The organism is Streptomyces sp. NPDC012474 (genome assembly GCF_042955185.1).
GTDB classification, from domain to species: Bacteria; Actinomycetota; Actinomycetes; order Streptomycetales; family Streptomycetaceae; genus Streptomyces; species Streptomyces cahuitamycinicus.
In genome coordinates this window covers 24,274-44,329 of sequence record NZ_JBIBEP010000015.1, presented here as the reverse complement: position 1 = coordinate 44,329, position 20,056 = coordinate 24,274, and the positions used below count along the sequence as shown (strand labels likewise).

20 protein-coding genes are annotated in these 20,056 nt (G+C 70.8%); 8 read left to right on the top strand and 12 right to left on the bottom strand.

The window, feature by feature from the left end:
• Positions 1-8 precede the first annotated feature (8 nt).
• Complete coding sequence (locus tag ACFY9S_RS28395; protein WP_391133499.1) at positions 9-1,523, bottom strand: MFS transporter; 1,515 nt, start codon at positions 1,521-1,523, stop codon at positions 9-11.
• A gap of 232 nt (positions 1,524-1,755) precedes the next feature.
• On the opposite strand from ACFY9S_RS28395, the gene proP reads away from it, so the two are divergent.
• From proP to ACFY9S_RS28380, 3 genes are all read left to right on the top strand, one after another.
• Entirely contained in the window at positions 1,756-3,252 is a 1,497-nt protein-coding gene (gene proP, locus ACFY9S_RS28390; protein ID WP_391133497.1) for a glycine betaine/L-proline transporter ProP, read from the top strand.
• A 113-nt stretch (positions 3,253-3,365) separates the two neighbouring features.
• Positions 3,366-3,779, top strand: a complete 414-nt coding sequence (locus ACFY9S_RS28385) for an SRPBCC family protein (RefSeq protein ID WP_391133494.1) — start codon at positions 3,366-3,368, stop codon at positions 3,777-3,779.
• A 6-nt stretch (positions 3,780-3,785) separates the two neighbouring features.
• On the top strand, positions 3,786-4,094 hold the full coding sequence (locus ACFY9S_RS28380; RefSeq protein ID WP_391133492.1) for a hypothetical protein: 309 nt from the start codon (positions 3,786-3,788) through the stop codon (positions 4,092-4,094).
• Positions 4,095-4,290: 196 nt separating this feature from the next.
• Here the strand turns inward: ACFY9S_RS28380 and ACFY9S_RS28375 are convergent, their stop codons facing one another.
• From ACFY9S_RS28375 to ACFY9S_RS28355, 5 genes are all read right to left on the bottom strand, one after another.
• On the bottom strand, positions 4,291-5,478 hold the full coding sequence (locus tag ACFY9S_RS28375; protein WP_391133489.1) for a Rieske 2Fe-2S domain-containing protein: 1,188 nt from the start codon (positions 5,476-5,478) through the stop codon (positions 4,291-4,293).
• Positions 5,479-5,617: 139 nt separating this feature from the next.
• Complete coding sequence (locus ACFY9S_RS28370) at positions 5,618-6,178, bottom strand: AAA family ATPase (RefSeq protein WP_391133873.1); 561 nt, start codon at positions 6,176-6,178, stop codon at positions 5,618-5,620.
• A gap of 58 nt (positions 6,179-6,236) precedes the next feature.
• Positions 6,237-6,767, bottom strand: a complete 531-nt coding sequence (locus tag ACFY9S_RS28365; RefSeq protein WP_391133486.1) for a GNAT family N-acetyltransferase — start codon at positions 6,765-6,767, stop codon at positions 6,237-6,239.
• A 189-nt stretch (positions 6,768-6,956) separates the two neighbouring features.
• The gene (locus ACFY9S_RS28360) at positions 6,957-8,675 is read right to left on the bottom strand and encodes a SpoIIE family protein phosphatase (RefSeq protein ID WP_391133483.1); all 1,719 of its coding nucleotides are present in this window, start codon (positions 8,673-8,675) and stop codon (positions 6,957-6,959) included.
• A gap of 193 nt (positions 8,676-8,868) precedes the next feature.
• Positions 8,869-9,786 carry an endonuclease/exonuclease/phosphatase family protein gene (locus ACFY9S_RS28355; RefSeq protein WP_391133480.1) on the bottom strand — a complete coding sequence of 306 codons (918 nt, stop codon included), beginning with the start codon at positions 9,784-9,786 and terminating at the stop codon, positions 8,869-8,871.
• A 135-nt stretch (positions 9,787-9,921) separates the two neighbouring features.
• Between ACFY9S_RS28355 and ACFY9S_RS28350 the strand changes: the two genes are divergently transcribed.
• From ACFY9S_RS28350 to ACFY9S_RS28340, 3 genes are all read left to right on the top strand, one after another.
• Complete coding sequence (locus ACFY9S_RS28350; RefSeq protein ID WP_391133477.1) at positions 9,922-10,617, top strand: ANTAR domain-containing protein; 696 nt, start codon at positions 9,922-9,924, stop codon at positions 10,615-10,617.
• Positions 10,618-10,898: 281 nt separating this feature from the next.
• Entirely contained in the window at positions 10,899-11,039 is a 141-nt protein-coding gene (locus ACFY9S_RS28345; protein ID WP_020277398.1) for a hypothetical protein, read from the top strand.
• A 110-nt stretch (positions 11,040-11,149) separates the two neighbouring features.
• Positions 11,150-12,223 carry a TauD/TfdA family dioxygenase gene (locus tag ACFY9S_RS28340; RefSeq protein ID WP_391133474.1) on the top strand — a complete coding sequence of 358 codons (1,074 nt, stop codon included), beginning with the start codon at positions 11,150-11,152 and terminating at the stop codon, positions 12,221-12,223.
• Between the two features lie 269 nt (positions 12,224-12,492).
• Here the strand turns inward: ACFY9S_RS28340 and ACFY9S_RS28335 are convergent, their stop codons facing one another.
• From ACFY9S_RS28335 to ACFY9S_RS28310, 6 genes are all read right to left on the bottom strand, one after another.
• On the bottom strand, positions 12,493-13,140 hold the full coding sequence (locus ACFY9S_RS28335) for a 3-oxoacid CoA-transferase subunit B (protein WP_391133471.1): 648 nt from the start codon (positions 13,138-13,140) through the stop codon (positions 12,493-12,495).
• Positions 13,140-13,916 (bottom strand): 3-oxoacid CoA-transferase subunit A, encoded by a 777-nt coding sequence (locus ACFY9S_RS28330; RefSeq protein ID WP_391133469.1) that lies wholly within the window; start codon positions 13,914-13,916, stop codon positions 13,140-13,142. Before ACFY9S_RS28330 ends, ACFY9S_RS28335 begins: the two co-directional genes overlap by 1 nt.
• Before the next feature lie 207 nt (positions 13,917-14,123).
• Positions 14,124-15,284, bottom strand: coding sequence for a hypothetical protein (locus ACFY9S_RS28325; RefSeq protein WP_391133467.1), 1,161 nt, complete (start codon positions 15,282-15,284; stop codon positions 14,124-14,126).
• Positions 15,281-16,492 (bottom strand): VOC family protein, encoded by a 1,212-nt coding sequence (locus ACFY9S_RS28320; RefSeq protein WP_391133464.1) that lies wholly within the window; start codon positions 16,490-16,492, stop codon positions 15,281-15,283. Before ACFY9S_RS28320 ends, ACFY9S_RS28325 begins: the two co-directional genes overlap by 4 nt.
• A gap of 21 nt (positions 16,493-16,513) precedes the next feature.
• Entirely contained in the window at positions 16,514-17,041 is a 528-nt protein-coding gene (locus tag ACFY9S_RS28315; RefSeq protein ID WP_391133461.1) for an aromatic-ring-hydroxylating dioxygenase subunit beta, read from the bottom strand.
• Complete coding sequence (locus ACFY9S_RS28310; RefSeq protein WP_391133458.1) at positions 17,038-18,390, bottom strand: SRPBCC family protein; 1,353 nt, start codon at positions 18,388-18,390, stop codon at positions 17,038-17,040. The genes ACFY9S_RS28315 and ACFY9S_RS28310 overlap by 4 nt, the downstream gene beginning before the upstream one ends.
• A gap of 187 nt (positions 18,391-18,577) precedes the next feature.
• Here ACFY9S_RS28310 and fdxA point away from each other — a divergent pair, with 187 nt between their 5' ends.
• On the top strand, positions 18,578-18,910 hold the full coding sequence (gene fdxA, locus ACFY9S_RS28305) for a ferredoxin (RefSeq protein WP_391133455.1): 333 nt from the start codon (positions 18,578-18,580) through the stop codon (positions 18,908-18,910).
• The gene (locus tag ACFY9S_RS28300; protein WP_391133452.1) at positions 18,907-19,905 is read left to right on the top strand and encodes an FAD-dependent oxidoreductase; all 999 of its coding nucleotides are present in this window, start codon (positions 18,907-18,909) and stop codon (positions 19,903-19,905) included. Before fdxA ends, ACFY9S_RS28300 begins: the two co-directional genes overlap by 4 nt.
• The last annotated feature ends 151 nt before the right edge of the window (positions 19,906-20,056 follow it).

Below are 20,056 nucleotides of genomic sequence, written 5' to 3'. Positions count from 1 at the left end.
GGTGACGCTCAGGTCTGCCGGGCGTGCACCGGGCTGTGGGCGACGTCGTCCGGGCAGGCGCGGTGCGGCTCGCCGGTCCGCCGGTCGCGCCGCCAGTCGTACGCGGCGAGTGCCAGGGACGCGGCCATGCCGACGAGCCCGGCGGCCATCGCCAGGAAGAGGGCACCGCGGTAGTCGTCGCTCCTGCCGCCGAGCACCAGGTAGTAGAGGCCGGGCAGGACGGCGGTGCCCACCGCGGCGCCGAGCCGCTGCCCGGTCTGCAGGGCGCCGCCCGCCGCTCCCGCCATGTGTACGGGCACCTCGCGCAGCGTCATGGTGATGTTCGGGGAGATCACGCACCCGCCGCCCACGCCGCCGAGGAACATGACCGGGGCGGCGATCCAGGGCGCGATGTCGAGGGGCGCGAAGCGCAGCAGCAGCGCGGTGCCGCCCAGGCCGAGGATCACGCCCGTGAGCCCGCCCACGGTGAGCAGCCGGCCGAGCCGGTCCACCAGCCGCCCGGAGACGGCGGCCGCGAAGGCCGAGCCGAGGGCGAAGGGCGTCACGGCGAGGCCGGATTCGAGCGGGGAGAAGCCGAGGCCGTGCTGGTAGAAGAGGGCGAAGACCAGCCAGACGCCGCTGAAGCCGATGAAGTAGAGCGTGCCGACGCCGGCGCCGACGGCGTAGCCGCGCACGGTGGTGAACAGGCGCGGGTCGAGCAGCGGCTGGGTACCGCGGTGCAGCAGGCGGCGCTGCCAGCGGGTGAAGACGAAGAGGAGCCCGGCCCCGGCCGGGAACATCCACCACAGCCGGGCGAGGCCGCCGGTCTCCGCCTGCACCAGCGGATACATGAGGGCCAGGACACCGAGGCCGAGGAGCACGACGCCGGGCACGTCGACGTGTTCCCGGCCGGAGCGCCGGGTGCGGGGCAGCAGGCGGCGTCCGAGGAGGATCGCGAGGATGCCGATGGGGACGTTGACGTAGAAGATCCACCGCCAGCCCTGCGCGCCGTCGGCCAGTGCGAGGATCAGGCCGCCGGTGAGGGGGCCGACGCCGGAGGAGATGCCGACGGTGGCGCCGAAGAAGCCGAAGGCGCGACCGCGCTCGGCACCTCGGAACATCTGCTGGATGAGCGCGGAGTTCTGCGGGGCCATGAAGCCGGCCGCCAGGCCCTGGGCGAGCCGGGCCACCACCAGCAGCGTGATGTTCGGGGCCGCTCCGCAGGCCGCGCTGAACAGCACGAAGCCGCTGAGGGCGATCAGGAAGATGCGGCGCCGGTCCAGGGCGTCGCCGAGGCGGCCGGCGGTGACGAGGGCGAGGCCGAAGGAGAGGGCGTAGCCGGACACCACCCACTGCACCTCGGCCGCCGAGGCGTGCAGCTCCTGCTGGATGGTGGGCAGGGCGACCGCCACGATCGACACGTCCAGCAGGCTCATGAAGCCGGCCACCAGCGTGACCCACAGGGCCCGCCACCGCTTCGGGTCCGGCTCGTACCCGTCCTGCTGCCCGCCCTGGTTCCGGCCGCCCGCCGCCGACGCTGTCACTTGGGCTCCTCTCACCAGGCAGCACCCGGCGCATCAGGTTCCCCTCCGGGGCACGGGCACACACCCCGTCCCGTAGATCCTCCCGGACGCGGGAGCGACCCGCCTCTCACCCTGAGCACCCGCGCATCACGTTGCGTGATCGACCGGACGTCGCGCGAAGGGATTCGTTTGAGCGCGCGAGATCTGTGCAGGCGTTGTGCTTGGAGTTGCGACCGGCGAAAGGAACGACGTGATGGCTGCGCCCGACAACGACGAGTCGGTGGATCCCGCGGCTGTGAGACGACACCGGGTGCTGTTCCGGGCGATCGAGAAGCGCCGTCACCCGAAGCTGCGGCGCAGCGACATCACGGTGACCGACGACGCCGCGGTCAAGCGCGCCACCAAGGCCGCCGCCCTCGGCAACGCCATGGAGTGGTACGACTTCGGCATCTACAGCTATCTGGCGTCGACCATCGGGAGGGTCTTCTTCCCCTCCGGCAACGACACCGCCCAGCTGCTCGGGTCCTTCGCGACGTTCGCCGTGGCCTTCCTGGTGCGCCCCCTGGGCGGCATGGTCTTCGGGCCGCTCGGGGACAAGGTCGGGCGCAAGCGCATCCTCTCCCTCACCATGATCATGATGGCGGTGGGGACCTTCGCCATCGGTCTGATCCCCTCGCACGCGGTGATCGGCCTGTGGGCCCCGGCCCTGCTGATCTTCTTCCGGCTGGTGCAGGGCTTCTCGACCGGCGGGGAGTACGGGGGCGCCTCCACGTTCATCGCCGAGTACGCGCCCGACAAGCGGCGCGGGTTCTTCGGCAGCTTCCTGGAGCTCGGCACGCTCGCCGGCTACGTCGGGGCCTCCGGCCTCGTCGTCCTCCTGCAGACCCTCCTCAGCGACGACCAGATGCTGTCGTGGGGCTGGCGCGTGCCGTTCCTGGTCGCGGCCCCGCTCGGCTTCATCGGGCTCTACCTGCGGCTCAAGCTGGACGAGACGCCCGCCTTCCAGAAGCTGGAGGGCGGGCAGGCGAAGGCGAGCGAGGCCGCCGACGCCGTGGAGACCTCGGCCGCCGCCGACCTCGGCAAGATCTTCACCCGGTACTGGCGGCCGCTGCTGCTGTGCCTGGCGCTGGTCGCGGCGTACAACATCACCGACTACATGCTGCTGTCGTACATGCCGACGTACCTGTCCGACGAGCTGGGCTACGGAACCAGTCACGGCCTGCTGATCCTGGTCGTGGTGATGGTGCTGCAGATGTGCCTCATCAACCAGGTCGGGCGGCTCTCGGACCGCTTCGGGCGCAAGCCGCTGCTGATGACGGGGATGCTCGGGTTCCTGTTCCTCTCCCTGCCGGCGTTCTGGCTCATCAGGCAGGGCAGCGTCGTCCTCATCTCCCTGGGCCTGCTGCTGATGGGGCTCTCCCTGCTGCCGATGCTCGGCACGATGTCGGCGGCGCTCCCGGCGATATTCCCCACGCAGGTGCGCTACGGCTCGCTCTCGGTGGCCTACAACCTGGCCACCTCGATCTTCGGCGGTACGACACCGCTGGTGATCACTGCTTTGATCAGTGCCTTCGACTCGACCCTCATGCCGGCGTACTACGCCACCGGCGCCGCGGTCATCGGCGTGATCGCCGTACTGTGCATGCGCGAGACCGCCAACAAGCCGCTGGCCGGTTCCCCGCCGTCCGTGGCGACGGAGGCGGAGGCGGAGGATCTGGTCCGGGCTCAGTCACCGCAGCCCAGGTTCTGACCCGCCTGCCGGGCCCCGTCCGCGACCGGGCGGACGGGGCTTCGCGATTAGAGGTGGGCAGGCCGGGAACGCGGTGCGCGCTACGACCCCGAGGTGAGGCCGGTGAGGCGGCGATGACCGAGTACGAACGTTCCCGCACGATGCCCGCACAGCCCGAGCACGTCTTCGACGAGGCCGCGAACGTCGGCCGGCTGGACAGCTGGCTCCCGGAGGCCCTGCACGTGGAGGCCGGGCAGTTGCCTGCCGTCACCGTGCACGAGGACCGCACCGACGAGGACACCTCCGCCCTGTTCCGTGCCCGGCCCGAGCAGATGCGGCTCGAATGGGGCACCCGTGACCAGGGCGAGTACGCGGGCTGGCTCCAGGTCGCCGGGCTCGACGGCGGAGCCAGCGAGGTGACCGTGCACCTGTCGTTCTTCGACGACGGCCACGACCCGGGCGAGCAGGCCGTCACCGACGCCCTGGACACCAGTCTGCGGCGGCTCGAGGAGCAGGTGCGGTTGCACGTCGACCACGCGGCCGGCTGAGCCACCGTGGCGCGTGGCAGGCAGTACGCCGTCGCGGCGTCCGGACAGTGGACCGACGAGGAGGAGGGGCGGCGCCGGCTGCCCTCCGGTGAGGTGCACGCCTGGGAGCCGGGCCGCAACGAGACGGTCTGCGGCCTGTCCCTCAGCCGCTCCCGGCTGGTCCGCTTCCCGCACGTCGGCTGGCCGGACACCTTCCCCGAATCCGGCGGCGCCGCGGACCGGGTGCGGCGCCGGTGCCCGCGCCGCGCCTCGGTCGCGGGCCGCCGCGGCCACGACGCCCGCCCACGGTGGCACCGCACCGACCCCCGCCCGTGAGCGCGCCCGCGCCGACGAGGCGCGGCGCGAGCGGCATCCCCGAGACCCCGCGACGTCTAGGCCCGGCGTAAGCGGCATCCCCGAGACCCCGCGACGTCTAGGCCCGGCGTAAGCGGCATCCCCGAGACCCCGCGACGTCTAGGCCCGGCGCGAGCGGCATCCCCGAGATCCCGCGGCGTCGGCGAGACGCGTGATCTCAAGAAGTGCCGGCGTCCGCCCCGCGAACCGGCCCGCGGTCATGGCCGTCGCACATCGAGGAGGCGCCGCACGCGGCGGCCCGGGGGCGGATGGGGACGCCGTTGGTGCGCAGTACCTCCCGGACGTCCAGGATGAGGGAGAACACCTCGCGATTGCGGTCCTCACCCTGCTCGTCCCAGGCCCGCTGCTCGGCCTCGACGGCCGTCCGGTCCTCGGCGAACACCCGCTCGGTGAAGCGCCTGATGAGCGGCCAGGCCAACTGGAGGGCACCGGGAATCCGCGGCTTCTCGATCATGAGCAGGCCGAAGGTGTGGCATCTGCGCTGCTCGGCGTCCTCGGGCACATAGGCGACCCAGAGCCGGAAGGCCGGCCGTTCGGCGTTCTCCGGGACCAGGTCGAGGGTCTGGTACGGGTACTCGGTGCGGATCGTCATGACGTCGCGGGAGTCGCTGCCGCCGATGCCCTCGGCGGCCAGCAGGCTGGCCCCGCGGTTCCGTTTGCCCCCGGCGTGACTGAACAGGTACCTCGCCTCCACCGACCGCTCGTCGGTCCGGGAGTCGAGCAGTTCGGGACGGAGTCTGCCCACCACTCCCCGGTGGAGGAACTGGTGGTTCATGTCGAGGAGGTTCTCGTGCATGAACGAGTAGTGACAGCGCACGGTCCGGGAGTAGGTCATCGCCTTGTACCGCGGCGAGCCGAACGCCGGCAGATCGGGCAGCGGGGTGTCGGCCGCCTTGTCCGGGTCGCCGGGAAACGCGAACACCAGGCCGTACGCCTCGCGGACGGGGTAGCCGCGCACACCGCGCGGCGGCCGGCCGTCGCCTTTGGCCAGGTACGGGATCTGCGAGATGCGGCCGTCGCCGCGATAGGCCCACGCGTGGTAGCAGCAGCGCAGCGCCTCGCCCTCCACGACGCCCATGCTCAGCGGCACCTGACGGTGTGCGCACCGGTCCTCCAGCGCGTACACGGTTCCGCTCTCCCCCCGGTAGAGCGCGATGCGCTCGCCGGCGAACGCCGTCGCGAACGTCCGCCTGCTGCGCACGTTCTTCGACAGTGCGACCGGATACCAGTGGTCCGGGTGCGCCCCGACGCGTCGGAGGTCGACCATGCCGGTACTCGGATCGCGGTGCGCCGAGGGCCACGCGGTCCCGGCGGAGAAGGCTCCGGCCTCGTCGGTCTCGGTCATACCTCTCCCTCGCGCGTACGGGCAGCGACAGCCGCGCCTCACATCGGGCAGCACCGAGCCGCCGACGCGGGCGCCCGGCACCGTCCATCCTCACCTCGGCGCGCTGGTCACGCCCTGCCCGGCGCGTACGTACGGGTGACTAGAGGTCGAGCGTGGGCGGACCTGCCAGGCCGGTGTCCCGCATGATGCGGTCCACGGTCCCGCGCAGGGTGCTGTCGGCACCGATCACCGTCTCGATGCCGCCGGGCAGCAGGTCCAGTTCGCGGTACCAGTCGCGCAGTTGCGCCTCGCCGACCTCGTGCGCGATGGGCTTGGTCGCATGGCGGACGAGGGTCTGCTCGAACGGCACGTGCAGGTAGTACGCGTGAGTCGGCCCACGGTGGTCCGCCCTCAGCCGGGTGAGCATCTCGCCGTAGTGGTCGGCGTACAGGATCCCTTCGACCACGACGTGGTACCCCGCGTCCAGGGCGTAGCGGGCCGTCAGATCGATCAGACCGATGTTCGCCGCACCGGGCCGGTCCCTTTCCCGCAGCACGATCCGGCGCAGATTGTCCTGTCCGACCAGCGCCAGTCCCCGCCCGAACCTCTCACGGACCCCGGCCGCGACGGACGACTTCCCGGCCCCGCTGTTGCCCCTCAGCACGACCAGCCGAGTCTGCTCCGTGCCCACCGGCGCGGAGACCGGACCACGCGGCGCCATGAACAGGCCCGCTCGCCCCCCGCGCCCCGCCATGCCCCCGCTTTTCGCGCGCTCCACGTCAGGGCCTCACCAGTCCGCCGACCCACCAGTCGTGGGGCTTGCCGTCGTTGGCGATGCCGCGGTTGCGCAGCGTCCCTTCGACGGTGAACCCCAGCCGCTCGGCGACGGCACGCGAGCCGGTGTTGCCGGTCATGGCCCACCACTCGATGCGGTGGACGTCGAGCGTGGCCCACCCCCAGTCGCAGAGCGCCCGCGCGGCCTCGACCGAGTATCCCCGGCCTCGCTGTTCCTTGACCGCCCAGTAGCCGAGTTCGTAGACACCCTGGCTCACTCCGGTGAGGCAGTAGGAGCCGACGAGCGCCGTGGTGTCCTTGCGGAACGCTCCGAGGAGGTAGTTGTCGTCGCGGGCCCAGCCCTGGGGCCAGTCCTCGCGGACCCTCTTCTCGGCGTCCTGCCGTCTGAAGGGCACGGGAACCGGTGTGTAGAACTGGATGTCCTCGTCCTGGCAGGCGTCGTACACCGCGTCCGCGTCGCCGGGCCCGAAGGGCCTCAGCACCAGACGCCCGGTCTCAAGGGTCACTGGATCCACCGCGTCAGTATGGGCGCGGGCCGTCGCCCGTCACCAGCGAATTCCGCGGCGGGCCGGTCGATCCGCAACGGCATGATGCTGACGAAACCGGCCCGTATCGCGGTGCGCGAGCATCGCGACAGCGTCGGCAGCGCGACGCGGGGCACCCCGGGCGGATGAGGCCCGCGACTTCGTCCAGCCGGTTCCGGCTCAGCGCTCGGGGACGCGCACGGCCAGGACGGCGACGTCGTCGTCGTTGCCCGAGGGTCGGACGCGGCGCAGCAGCTGGTCGGTGAACGAGGCGAGGGGGCGGTGGGCGAGGGCGGCGGCGTGCTGGCGCAATCGGTCCAGTCCCTCGTCGAGGGTGCGGCGGGGCGCTTCGATGAGGCCGTCCGTGTACAGCACCAGGGTGGAGCCGGGCGGCAGCTGCACGGTGGCGTCCGGGCGCCGGGTGCCGGTCTGGGTGCCCAGGAGTATGCCGTGGCCGTCGGTGAGGTAGCGCGCCAGGCCGTCGCGGCTGATCAGCAGCGGCGGGGGGTGGCCGGCGTTGGTCCAGGACAACTGCCAGTTGCCTTCTTCGGCCGGTTCGACCCGGGCGAAGATCGTCGTGGCCATGGCGACGTCGGTGATGTGCTGGATCGCCTCGTCGAGCCGTTCGACGACGCGGCTGGGAGGCTCGTGCTGGGACCAGGCGTAGGCGCGGAGCATGTTGCGGACCTGCGCCATGCCGGCCGCCGCCTCCAGGTCGTGGCCGACGACGTCCCCGATGGCGAGGGCGGTGGACGCGTCGGACAGGGGGAAGGCGTCGTACCAGTCGCCGCCGACCTGTGAGGCGTCGGGTGCGGGCAGGTAGCGGACGGTCATCTGCAGGCCCGGGACACCCGGCATCTGCGGCAGCAGATGGTTCTGCATGGTCTCGGCGACCTTGCGCTGGCGCTGGTAGAGGCGGGCGTTGTCCAGGGCGAGGCCGGCCCGGCGGGCGATGTCCTCGATGAGGGGGAGGTCTGCGGGGGTGAAGGCCGCCTGGTCCTTGTCGCGGCCCAGGGTCAGCGCTCCCAGGACCGAGCGGGTGCTGCGGATGGGCGCGATGGCCGCGGAGTGCATCCCGGTGACGTCGAACAGGTGGCGCTGCTCGACCGCGATGCCGGAGTCCGGCGGCCCCTGGTAGGTCTGCGGTCCGGCCAGGTTCGAGGCGACTCCGCGCAGTGCCCTGGACAGGGGCATCGGGGACTCCTCGGGGATCGGCGGCATCGGCCCCTGCAGATCCTCGTGGTGCGTGAGCGTGTCACCGTCGGAGTGGACCACCACGGCACGCCACACCTCGTCGCGTTCGGTGATCAGGTCGACGACCGCCCAGTCCGCGAGCCGGGGCAGGACCAGGGCCACCAGCCTGCGCAGCGCCTCGTCGACGTCGAGCGTGGACGTGAGCTGCGCGGTGGTCTCGGCCAGCAGCGCCAGCCGGTGCAGCTCCGACAGTGGCTGGGCCGCCGGTTCCGGCAGCGGGTCCGTGGCCTGCGGGTGGTGGGGGGTGTGGAAGACGACGAGCGTGCCGGCGTGCCGGCCACCGACGTCGTACGGCGTGATCAGCCAGGAGATGCGCAGCAGGGTGCCGTCGCCGCAGGCGAAGTAGTCCTCGTCGGCCTGGGCCGTGCGCCCGGCGTGGAAGGCCTGCCGCATGGCGCACTGGGTTCGCGGCAGGGGCTGCCCCTGGGGGCCGCGGTGCAGCAGGTCGTGTGCGTCGTGCCCGACCATGTCGTCGGCGGACCGGACCAGGAGCTGCTCGGCGCGCAGGTTCACGGCGATGATGCAGCCCTGCTCGTCCACGACGTAGGCGCCCGCGCCGATGGCTTCCAGGGTTCCGGCCAGCACGACGGACGCTGTCGGCACGGACGGCCCGTGAACGGTCTCCGTGTTCTCCGGCCCCGTCATCGCGGCCTCCCTGCCGATCGGGCCGGCGTCTCGTCGCCGGCATGCCCTGGTTGTCTGCCCTCCCCGTATGCCCATACGGCGCGGGATTCCACGTCGCCCGGCGACACTGTGTCCCGCGCCGGGCCCGTGATCACCGCGTGCGGGCCGCTGACCTGCGATTCCAGGAATCTGGCAAGCCGGCCAGGACGCCTTCTCAGGTCGGGTCGACGTCGGTCGGGTCCGCGGCGGTCGGGTTCACGTCGGTGTGCAGCAGGTGGTGGTCCGAGTGGGGCGTCGGATGCACACGGTGCCTGAGCGGGACGAAGCCGCGCAGGAACACGTAGTCGAACTTGCTCTGCCAGTCGGTGGTCGGCAGGCAGGCCCCGGTGGGCGACGGCCGGCACTGCGGGTCCGCGTCCGTGGCCAGTGCCCATATCCGGGTGAGCTCGGGGGCGTCCGGGTCGGCGTTGAAGTCGCCGAGGAGGATCGCGCGATCGTGCCGGGCGACCTCCGCGGCGAGTACGCGCGTCTGGTCCGCCCGGACCGTCTCCTGACGCCGTTGCGCGAGATGCGTGTTGAAGACCCGGACGGGCTGTCCGGCCACGGTGGTGGTGACGGCCATGTAACCGCGGTCTTCCGATCCGCCGTCCGGATACTCGACGTTGACGGGGTCCGTCATCGGTGCGGCCGACAGAATCGCCTGGCCGAAGGCCCCCGGACTCCACGGCGCTCCCCCGCAGCGGCCCCACTTGCGCAGCACGGACCCGTACTCGACGTTGTAGACCAGCCCGTGAAGGTTCTTCAGGTACTCCCGGATCCTCTCCACGTCTCGCACGCACGCCTCTTGCATGCCGATGACCTGGGGCGCGTACGCGGCGATGTCCGCGGCCCGGTCGACGTCGCTCACCTCGCAGGGGTTGCAGATGTTCCATGTCATGACCCGGTTCGGTACGACGTCGCCGGCGGCTGCGGCGTGCCGCGGTCCGGCGAAGAGGCCACCGTTCGGCGTGCTGGGGCCGACGAGCACCATGCAGACCGCCAGCATGGCGCACGCGAGCAACCGCGCGCCCGTACCCTTACCGAGCACCTTCGCCTCCTCACCGGACACCTGTCCGCAGGCGTCTCTCTGCATGAGGTTATGGGACGGAGGCGCCGAAGACACACGTGTATCCCCCTTTCCCGGCTCATCGGTCCTGGCGCCTTCGCCCCTCGGGGTTCAGGCTGTGCGTAGGGTGGCCGGACTGGTGACCGACCCGGGTGGTGGCGCATGGAGTGGCAGAAGTTCGCCGAGGAAATGGCCCTGCTCGCACGGACCCTGTTGAAGCAGGACTCGGTGCAGCAGACGCTGGACGAGATCGCGGCGTCGGCCGTGAAGCTGGTGGACGGCTGTGACGCGGCGGGGATTCTGGCGGTGCGCAAGGGCCGCGCCGTGACGCTGTCCTCCTACGGGGACATGGTCGAGGAATCCGACCGTCTGCAGGGCGCGCTGGGCGAGGGGCCGTGCTTCGATCTCGCCCGCCGAGCGGACGAGGAGCGCGTGTTCCGGATCGCGGACATGACCCGGCCACAGCCGGACTGGCCGCGGTACGCCGAGGCCGCGCGCGGACTGGGCATCGCCAGCATGACCGGGGTCCTGCTCTACACCCATGAAGAGGACTTCGGCGCCCTGAACCTGTACTCGCGCCGCCCGGGGGCCTTCACCGAGGACATCGCGACCGCCGGCTGGCTGCTGGCCTCGCACGCCGCGGTCGCCCTGGCGGACGCGCGCACGATCGACCAGCTCGAACACGCCCTGGAGACCCGGCACGCCATCGGCGAGGCCATGGGCATGCTCATGGAACGCCATGGGATGAGCGACGAGGACGCCTTCGGTGTGCTGCGCAACATCTCCCAGCACCACAACATCAAACTGCGCGACGTGGCCCAGCGGATCCGGGAGAAACACACCGACGGTCCGGCCTGACCGGCGATCGACGGTCGGGCGCGACTGAGTAATGCGGGGGCGGGCTTGCACCGGCGCTGACGACGATGACGGTGACGGTGGCGCCGTTGTCACTCGGTCTCCGGAGTACGCCCAGGAGCGTGCGGATGTCGAAAGGGTGGAGGCCGACGCCGGGTTCGTCCGGGACGGACCTGCGGGGACGACGACGGACACGTACTGCAATACGAGACGGCGTCACGTCCATTGACTCACATTGTGCCCTCACCTATGGTTGAGGCACTTCTCGAAAGGACGGAACCAGCATGGAGACAGTCGCCCTGATCGGCGTTCTGCTCGTGTCGTGCGCTGGCCGCCGGACCTATGACGAGCCGCTCAGCTACTTCCCGCCCCGGGAAGGACTGCGCCCCGGTACGGCCGCCGGCGAGCCTCAGACCCCGTTCTGAGTGTTCCGGGTGCCGTTCGTCGTCGACGAACACCCGCCGCACCGAGACCTTCGTCGTCCGTCGGATCTTCACCCACGGGCGTTCACCGCATTTTCGAGGAGCGCTTCATCATGACCACCACTGTCGGCCTTCAGCCGATCTCCGGACCGTCCGCCTGGCGCGGCGACGAGTTGTCGAGGTCCACCGAATGGATCTACCTGCTCAGCGACGCCGAGCGCGCCGAGCTGGAGGCACTGGGACGGCGCTTCGTCGCCGAGAACCCCGACCTGCGCACCGTCACCGCCGCCGACTATCCATTCGACGCCTGTCGGGCACTCAACGAGGAGTGCGCCGCCCAGATGGACGCCGGACGCGGCTTCGTCCTGGTGCGCGGCCTGCGCACCGAGGAGTACGGCGACGCCATGGCAGCCGCCATCTTCTTCGTCATGGGACTGCACCTGGGCCAGCCGATCGGGCAGAACCAGCGGGGGGACCTGCTCGACCACGTGATCGCCACCTCCAACAAGACGTTGTCCGACGAGGGGGCCCTGCCCTCCCGCGTACGGGACCGGCTGCCGTTCCACTCGGACAGCTCCGACGTCGTCGCCCTCATGTGCCTGCGCGGCGCCAAGGAGGGCGGAGCCTCCAGCCTGGTCAGCGGCACCACGATCTACAACGAGATGCTGCGCCGCCGGCCGGACCTCGCTCCCCGGCTCTTCGACACGTACCACTGGGACTGGCGGCGTCAGGACCCCGACTCCCCGGAACTGACGTACACCTCGCCGATCATCGGCTACGTCGACGGAGTCTTCAGCACCTACGCGGGCAACTCGATGATCTTCAGCGCCCAGGAGTACCCCGGTGTCCCGCAACTGACGCCCGACCAGGTCGCGGCCATCAACCTCTTCGACGAGATCTCGCAGGAGCCGGGCCTGCCGATCGACATGGATTTCCAGCCGGGGGACGTGCAGTGGCTGCTCAACTACGCCGCGCTGCACTCCCGCACCAGCTACGTCGACCACCCGGAGCCGGAGCGCCGTCGGCACCTGCTGCGTCTGTGGCTCAAGCGGGACGTCGGCCGCCCGCTGGCTCCCCGGTTCGGCAAGCACGTCGTCGAGTTGGGTGAGCCCACGACACCGCTGGTGCCCGGCGGCCGGTTCCGTATCGCCGACGCGGTCACCGTCAACGACGACTGGGGAGTGTGACACCGCCACCCGCACCGGCCCTCACGCTGACGGCCGGTGCGGGTGGTTCACCATGGAGCGCGCCTGAACGCGCCGTACTCACGTCCGTCGCGCACCACCAGATGGTTTCGCCCACCGCCGCAGCCCTGCCGAAGCAGGGCTGCGGCGGTTTTCTGCCGGACGGAGAAGCCTCCGGCCAGCCCGATGCGGCGACGCGCCTACGGGCAGCGCGCCGCCGCACCAGGGGACCGGGGTGCCGACAGCATCGGCGACGTACATGTCCAGCAGGGTCAGCAGGCGGTCTCGTCGGAGATGATCACCTTCGCCGCCGTCTTGGCGGCGACCTGCTCATGCGTGACGCCGGGGGCGGTCTCGACGAGGACCAGGCCTCCGGTGGTCACGTCGAGGACGGCCAGGTCGGTGATGATCCGGTCCACGCAGCCCTTTCCGGTGAGCGGCAGGTCGCACTCCTGGACGATCTTCGGGCTGCCGTCCTTCGCGGTGTGCGTCATGGTGACGATCACCCGACGGGCACCGTGGACCAGGTCCATGGCTCCGCCGATCCCGGTCACCATCCGGCCCGGGATCGCCCAGTTGGCGAGGTCACCCAGCTCGGAGACCTGCATGGCACCGAGTACGGCGGTGTCGATGTGGCCGCCGCGGATCATGCCGAAGGAGAGCGCCGAGTCGAAGAACGCCGCGCCGGGCAGCACCGTGACGGTTTCCTTGCCCGCGTTGATCAGGTCGGGATCGACCTCGTCCTCGTGGGGAAAGGGGCCGGTGCCGAGAACGCCGTTCTCCGACTCCAGCACCACATGGACACCATCGGGCAAGTGGTTCGGGATCAGGGTGGGCAGACCGATGCCCAGGTTGACGTACTCGCCGTCACACAGCTCACGGGCCGCGCGGGCCGCCATGTCGTCACGTGTCCAAGCCATCAGGCCCGCACCTTCCGGCCCCTCGGGGCGACTGTCAGCTTCTCGATCTTCTTGTCGGCGGCCTGCTCGGGGCTGAGGGCCACCACCCGCTGCACGAAGATGCCCGGCAGATGTACCTGGTCCGGGTCGAGGCCGCCCGGCTCGACCAGCTCCTCGACCTCGGCGATCGTGATGCGGCCGGCCATCGCCGCCAGCGGGTTGAAGTTGCGGGCGGACTTGCTGAACACCAGGTTGCCGTGGCGATCCCCCTTCGCCGCCCGCACCAGGGCGAAGTCGGCGGTGATCCCGCGCTCCAGGACGTAGTCCCCGCCTGCGAACTCCCGTACCTCCTTGGGCGGTGAGGCGACGGCGATGCCGCCGTCACCGTCGTACCGCCACGGCAGGCCGCCGTCGGCGACCAGCGTGCCGACGCCGGCCGGGGTGTAGAAGGCCGGTATGCCGCAGCCTCCGGCCCTCAGCCGCTCGGCGAGCGTGCCCTGGGGGATCAGCTCCAGCTCGATCTCGCCGCCCAGGTACTGACGGGCGAACTCCTGGTTGCCGCCGATGTAGCTGCCGGTCACCCTCGCGATCCGGCCTGCGGCGAGGAGCACGGCGAGGCCGGAATCCAGAGCGCCGCAGTTGTTCGAGAACACGTTCAGTCCTGTCACACCGGTGTCGTACAGGGCCTGGATCAAGATGTCCGGGACCCCGCTCAAACCGAAGCCGCCGACTGCCAGGGACGCCCCGTCAGGGACGTCCGCCACGGCTTCGGAGGCTGAGGCGATGACTTTGTCCATCGGCCCGTCCACTTCCTTTCAGGGCATCCGTGCCCTACGTATGGTCTCGACATCGCTCGCAACCCCGACGGGGCCGGGCGCGCGGGCGGGTGGCCCGCGCCGCCGCCGTACCGCCCGTAGAAGCGGCGGTCGACGCGGATCCAGCCGGCCTTGTAGGCGATCAGCACACCGGCGAAGACCGCGGTCCGCCCTCGGCAACCGCACGGGCTAGTCCGGTTCGGTCAAGAGCTTTCGGTACATGCGCGCGAAGGCGGTGAGCTCCGTCAACGACAGGGCGTCGCGACGCGGTTCGCCGGGGTCCGGCCTGGCGGTCGGGCCGAGGCGTACGGTGTCGACGCCGTGAGCGCGCAGGACGACGCCGTCGGTCGAGCCCGTCCAGCCGGTGATCGGCGGCGGCTGCGTACCGAACTCGTCGAGCCAGGCCGCCCGGGCGGCCGTCACCACCGGGGCGTCGGCCGGCGTGGCCGCGGCGGAGGCGACCGGCTCGGCCTCCACGTCGATGTCGCACTCCCGCAGTACCGACGCCGCGCACCGCGCCCGCAGCCGGTCGGTCAGCTCGGCCGCCAGCGTCTTCGGCTCCGCCCGGTCACCGACGACGACGTACAGGTCGACCCGCAGTCGGGCCGGCAGCAGGTCCGGTTTGTCCGGCCATCCCCCGCTGATCGCTCCGATACCGCACGCCCGGCCGGTCTGCCCTGCCCGGGGATCTGCGGCCAGGTAGGCCGTGCGCCAGCGTGCCAGTTCGTCCAGGACGATGCCGGCCTGAGCGACGACTCCCCCGGGTGGCGTGGCGGATTCCGCCACCATCGCGGCCCCGGAGCGTCCGGTCACCCGGACGGTCAGGTAGAACGCGCCCGGCTCGTGCCACAGCAGCGTCGGCGGGCCGCACTTGGCCACGATCGCCGAGGGCGGCAGCGGGTAGGCGTCGGTGTATGCCTCCAGACCGGTGATCCCGCTCCTGCGGCGGTGCGTCCCGGAGCCCGCGAGCAGGAGCCGCCCGGCCCCCGCCTCGGCGAAGGCGACCAGCGCGGCGGCCGCCGGCCCGCGGGCGACCCCGAGACCGAATCCGGTCACCGTGTCGCCGTCGACGGTGAGCGGACCGACGGGCGCGTCGTCGCCGGTGACGAGCCGGGTGGCCGCACCTCGCTCGTCCAGCGAGGTGTCGAGGTGGGAGTAGAGCAGCGGTCCGGCTCCGTGGGCGGCGACCAGGCTGCCGCCCGCCGAGCCGTGCTCCAGCACCTGCCACTCGACGTGCGGCCACCGCTCGGCGCACCAGGCGCGCAACCGGTGGGCCGCCGCGCGCTCCCCGCCACGTGGGGCGGGGAGCGCGTCGAGCAGGTGCAGGACGTCGAGCAACTGCTGTCTCAAAAACGTCCCCAGTCGTCGGAAGCCGGACGCCACACGTCGATGTTGCGCGGGTCGGCCGGCATCCTGCGGGGCCGGTGCGTCTCGTGCTCCTCCGGCGTGAACACCCGGTGCCGGTCACACAGTTCGAAACGCGGGCCGAAGCGGGTGTCGTGCAGGTAGAACGCGATCGACGTCGACGCCGAGTGGTTGACGATGTCCGAGGCGATCGGCGCGCCCTTGTACAGCGCGCGGGCGCGCATCCGCATGACGTGGTCGAGGCTCTTCATCGCGAAGCACAGGTGCGCGACGTAGTGCTCGGTGTTCTTCTGGATGGCGAGGCTGTGGTGGTAGCGGTCCTCGCAGCGGAAGAACGTGGTCGAGCCGACGACGTGGTCCGAGGGCCGGAACCGCAGGACGTTCTGGTAGAAGTCCACCGTTTCCTCGAACTTGGCGGTGGCGATGAAGGGGTGCACCAGGTCGAGCGGCCGGATCTCGATGTGCGGCGGCTCGGCGTACTCCTGGAACTCGGTGAACAGCTCGACGACGAGGCCGTCGGGGTCCTTCACCGCGAAGCCGTTGTCGCACAGAGCCTTCTGCCGCTCCTGGAGCTCGAGCACCTCGAGTCCGGCGTCGAGCACGCTCTTGTGCAGCTGTTCGAGGACCTCCTCGCTCTCGACGCTGTAGCCGACCGCGGTCGTCCAGCCGTCGGTGCGCTCGGGGGCGTGGATCAGTTCGATCGCGTGATGCTCGATGCCGGCGCGCAGGTAGGCGTACTCGTCCGTACGCTGCTCCAGCTGCAGCCCGACGTGGTACTCGAGGAAGTCGATCGTGGCCTGCATGTCCGGGACTTCGATCCGGGCGTACTCCATGCCGTACGGGCCGTGCGGGCGGGTGCTCACCGGCGGTGTCCTTCCTGCAGCGAGCGAGGGACGCTCGGCGAACTCGAACGAGGTGATGGCCTGTTGGGCGATGACCGGCCGCCAGCGGGTGCGCACGAAGCTCTCGTGGGACTCGCTGCCGAGGTAGGCGAGCAGGTCGTCCTGGCTGTCGAAGTCGACGGCCATGGTGTGGGTGAAGGTCTGGTCGCGGGTGCTGATGTTCTCGCCGAGGACGAAACCGCACATGGCCGGATACCGGTCCGGGAAGGCACGCAGCTCGGCCAGCACGGACTCCCGTGTGGCCTCGTCGACTCCGTCGGCGAAACGGAAGGACAGGGTGTGTCGGATCATCGGATCGCCTTCCGTCGCCGGCTAGAGGATGAAGCTGAGCCGGGCGCCTGCCGCCAGCGACTCGTGGCCGAGGACCGAGCGCCGCAACCGGAAACGCAGTCCGTCCTCGGTCGGCACCAGCACATGGTCGTACCACCCGACGTAGGCGTCGAAGCGCCCGTCGCGGGCACGGTGCACCACGAAGGACGCCGCCACCCGGAAGGAGTCCTGTGCGTCTCCCCCGGACAGCCGCACGTTGGACACCAGCCGGTGCGTGCGCGAGTGCGGGTTCTCGGCGTGTGCCTTGCGGGACTTCAGTCGCTTGACCCGCGCGTTCAGCAGGTCCCAGTCGTCGTCGACGAACGATCCGGTCTCGTGCGGGGACCAGCCGGGGCGGTAGTCGGTGGTCGGGATCTCGTAGCGGGCACCGGGCTCGAAGAGGGCCAGCCAGCTGTCGTAGTCCCAGCGGTCGAGGACGTCCGCCTCGGCGTAGAGGAAGTCCTCCACCTCCGGCCTGGTGACGATGCGTCCCGCGCACCGGACCAGGCCGCGGTTGCTGATCGTCGTCATCGGACGTCCCTCCCCGCCAGGAAGGACGCCGGCCGCTCGCCGTGGATCTCGAGGCCGTCGTCGAGCCCGGTGGCTTCGACCCATTGTCGCCAGAAGCCCCGCATCGCGCCCTCGTCGATCGATCTGCCCTGGACGCCCCTGACCTCGTCGGCCATGCCGCGTGACATGTCGCTGTAGTCCAGCTCGGGCGCGGTGGTGCCCGCCGTGGCCTGGATGCCGCGCTGGACCGCCTCGTACGCCTCGATGTCGTCCGGCGTCGCGAGTCCGCCCGGGCCGACGAAGCTGACGACCGTCTTCATCCGCAGGGCGCGCGTGTCCGGGTCCTCGTCGCGCGGGACCAGCTGCCACGCCCGCACGTCGGTCTGGTCGGGCGCCACCGGCTCCAGCTGCCGGATCGACAGACCCTCGATGTCGAAGAGCAGCAGGTTCGGGAAGACGAACAGGATGTGGCTCTCGTCGGCCACGTAGTGCGCCCGCTCCTCCCCCAGCCGCTGCGTCATCTCCGCTCGGTGGGCCTCGGTGCGGACCCGCTCGTCCTCGCCGAAGCGCGGTTCCCAGAGCATGCTGATGCGTCCGCCGTGCCCGGTCAGGACCAGCAGTCCGTGGCCGTTGCCGAGGTTGTACGCGTACTGGTTGTCGTCGGTGACGGCGTAGCCGCTCTCCCGCAGATAGCCGACGAAGGTGTTGTGCGTCGGCGCGAAGTGGTAGCCGTCCATGGCGTTCTCGACGGCGAGTTTCCAGTTGCCGCGCACGCTGTAGAGCTGTGTGCCGGGCAGTGTCGTCATGCCGCCGGCGTGCTGCTGCCGGATCATCGTCATGTAGTCGGCCGCGTCGCCGAGGTAGTCGAGCAGCGGCGGGACGTCGGGGTCGAAGGCGACGAAGACGAACCCCTCGTGGATCTCCAGGCGCGGCACGCCGCGCAGCCCCATCGACGCCCGGAACTCGTCGCTCGACTCGTACGCCCCGGCGTCCGGGATCGCGGCGACCTCGCCGTTGTTGCGGAACGTCCAGGCGTGGTAGAAGCACTGGAAGAGCCTGGTCGAACCCTCACTTTCGCGGCACAGCACGGTGCCGCGGTGCGGACAGGAGTTCAGGAACGCGTGCACGTCGCCGGCGCTGTCCCGGCAGAAGATCAGCGGCCGGCCGCCGAGGGTGCGGACCTTGAAGTCGTTGGGGTTGGGGATCTCGGTCTCGTGCCCGAGGTAGAGCCAGGTGTGCATCCACACCCAGCCGCGTTCCCGGGCGAAGATTTCCGCGCTTCGGTAGGCCTCGCGGTTGACCCGGAAGGTGAGCTGGTCCCAGTCCTCGACGATCATCGGCGCTGGGACGGTCCGGGGGTTGCTTCCCATGGGGAGTTTGCCTCTCACAAGTCCCGACCCGAGTGGCGTGCTATGAGACGCCATCTCGTATGTCGCATCAGAGTCCCCCAGCATTCCCAGGGTGTCAAGCATTCGTTTCCCGGTTGACACCCCGCCCGGGTACGGCCATCATCCTGTTCCACATTGAAATACACCGTCTCGCATACTGTGCGACCGTGTGAAGGGCAACAAGCTCGTGCCGTACGTCATCACGCAGGCCTGCATCGACGTCATGGACAAGTCGTGCATGGAGGAGTGCCCGGCCGACTGCATCTACGAGGGCGACCGGATGCTCTACATCCAGCCCGACGAATGTGTCGAGTGCGGGCGCTGCGAACCCGTCTGCCCGCAGATCTCGATCTTCCACCACGAGGACCTGCCCGAGGAGAGCAAGCACTTCGAGCGCATCAACGCCGAGTTCTTCACCCTCGGGACCGGCCCGCTCGGCTCACCCGGCGGAGCCCGCAAGGTCGGCCAGGTCGGCCACGACCACCCGGAGGTGGGCGCGTGACCGGCCACGCGCCCACGGGAGCCGGCCCCGAGGTCTCCGTCGACCTGCTCATCATCGGCGCCGGCCCGACCGGGCTGTACGGCGCGTACTACGCCGGCTTCCGCGGCTTGAGCGTGGCGGTCGCCGACGCCCTGCCCGAGGTGGGCGGCCAGATCGCCGCGCTGTACCCCGAGAAACTCATCTACGACGTGGCCGGCTTTCCCGCCGTCCGCGGTCAGGACCTGGTGGACCGGCTGGCCGAACAGGCCTGGCGGTGGAACCCCACCTATCTGCTGGGGCACGGGGTCACCCGGCTGGACGACACGGGTGAGGGCGTCGTCGCCACCACGGACGCAGGCGCGCGGATCACCGCGGGCGCGGTGCTCGTGTGCGGCGGTATCGGCAACTTCATCCCCCGTGAGCTCCCGGTGGGGTCCGAGTACCTCGGCCGGGGGCTGCGGTATTTCGTGCCGCGGTTGCACGAGCTCGCCGGACAGGACGTCGTGGTGGTCGGCGGTGGGGACTCCGCGCTGGACTGGGCGCTGTCGCTGGAGCCGATCGCCTCGTCGGTGACGCTGGTGCACCGGCGCACGCGGTTCCGGGCCCACGAGCGCAGTGTCGAGCAGGTGCACGCGTCCTCGGTGCGGGTGCTGACGCCGTACGAGGTCGAGAAGATCTCCGGCGACGGCTCCGTGTCGGAGGTCGTGGTCGCCCGCTCCGACGGCGACCGCATCACCCTGCCCGCCCAGTCCGTCGTGGCCGCGCTCGGTTTCATCGCCGATCTCGGCCCGATCGAGGGGTGGGGACTCGACCTGCGGCGTCGGCGTATCCTCGTCGACCGCACGATGCGCACGAACCGGGAGCGCGTCTTCGCGGCCGGCGACATCGCCGACCACGACGGCAAGGTCAGCCTCATCTCCATCGGCTTCGGTGAGGCGGCCCTGGCGGTCAACCACATCGCCGCCCTGCTCGATCCGGCACGCTCGATCACACCGGGGCACTCCTCCGACGCGTGAGGTGCCGCGCTGAGCCGGGGCGGTGAACGAGAGCCTGGCGCTCCCCCGCCATCAGGCACGTTCACCGCCACGGCTCACGTGGATGCGCGTACCAGCGCTCTTTCACCCACCATGACCCGACCCTTACCATTGCTTCATTCAAGACGGCGTT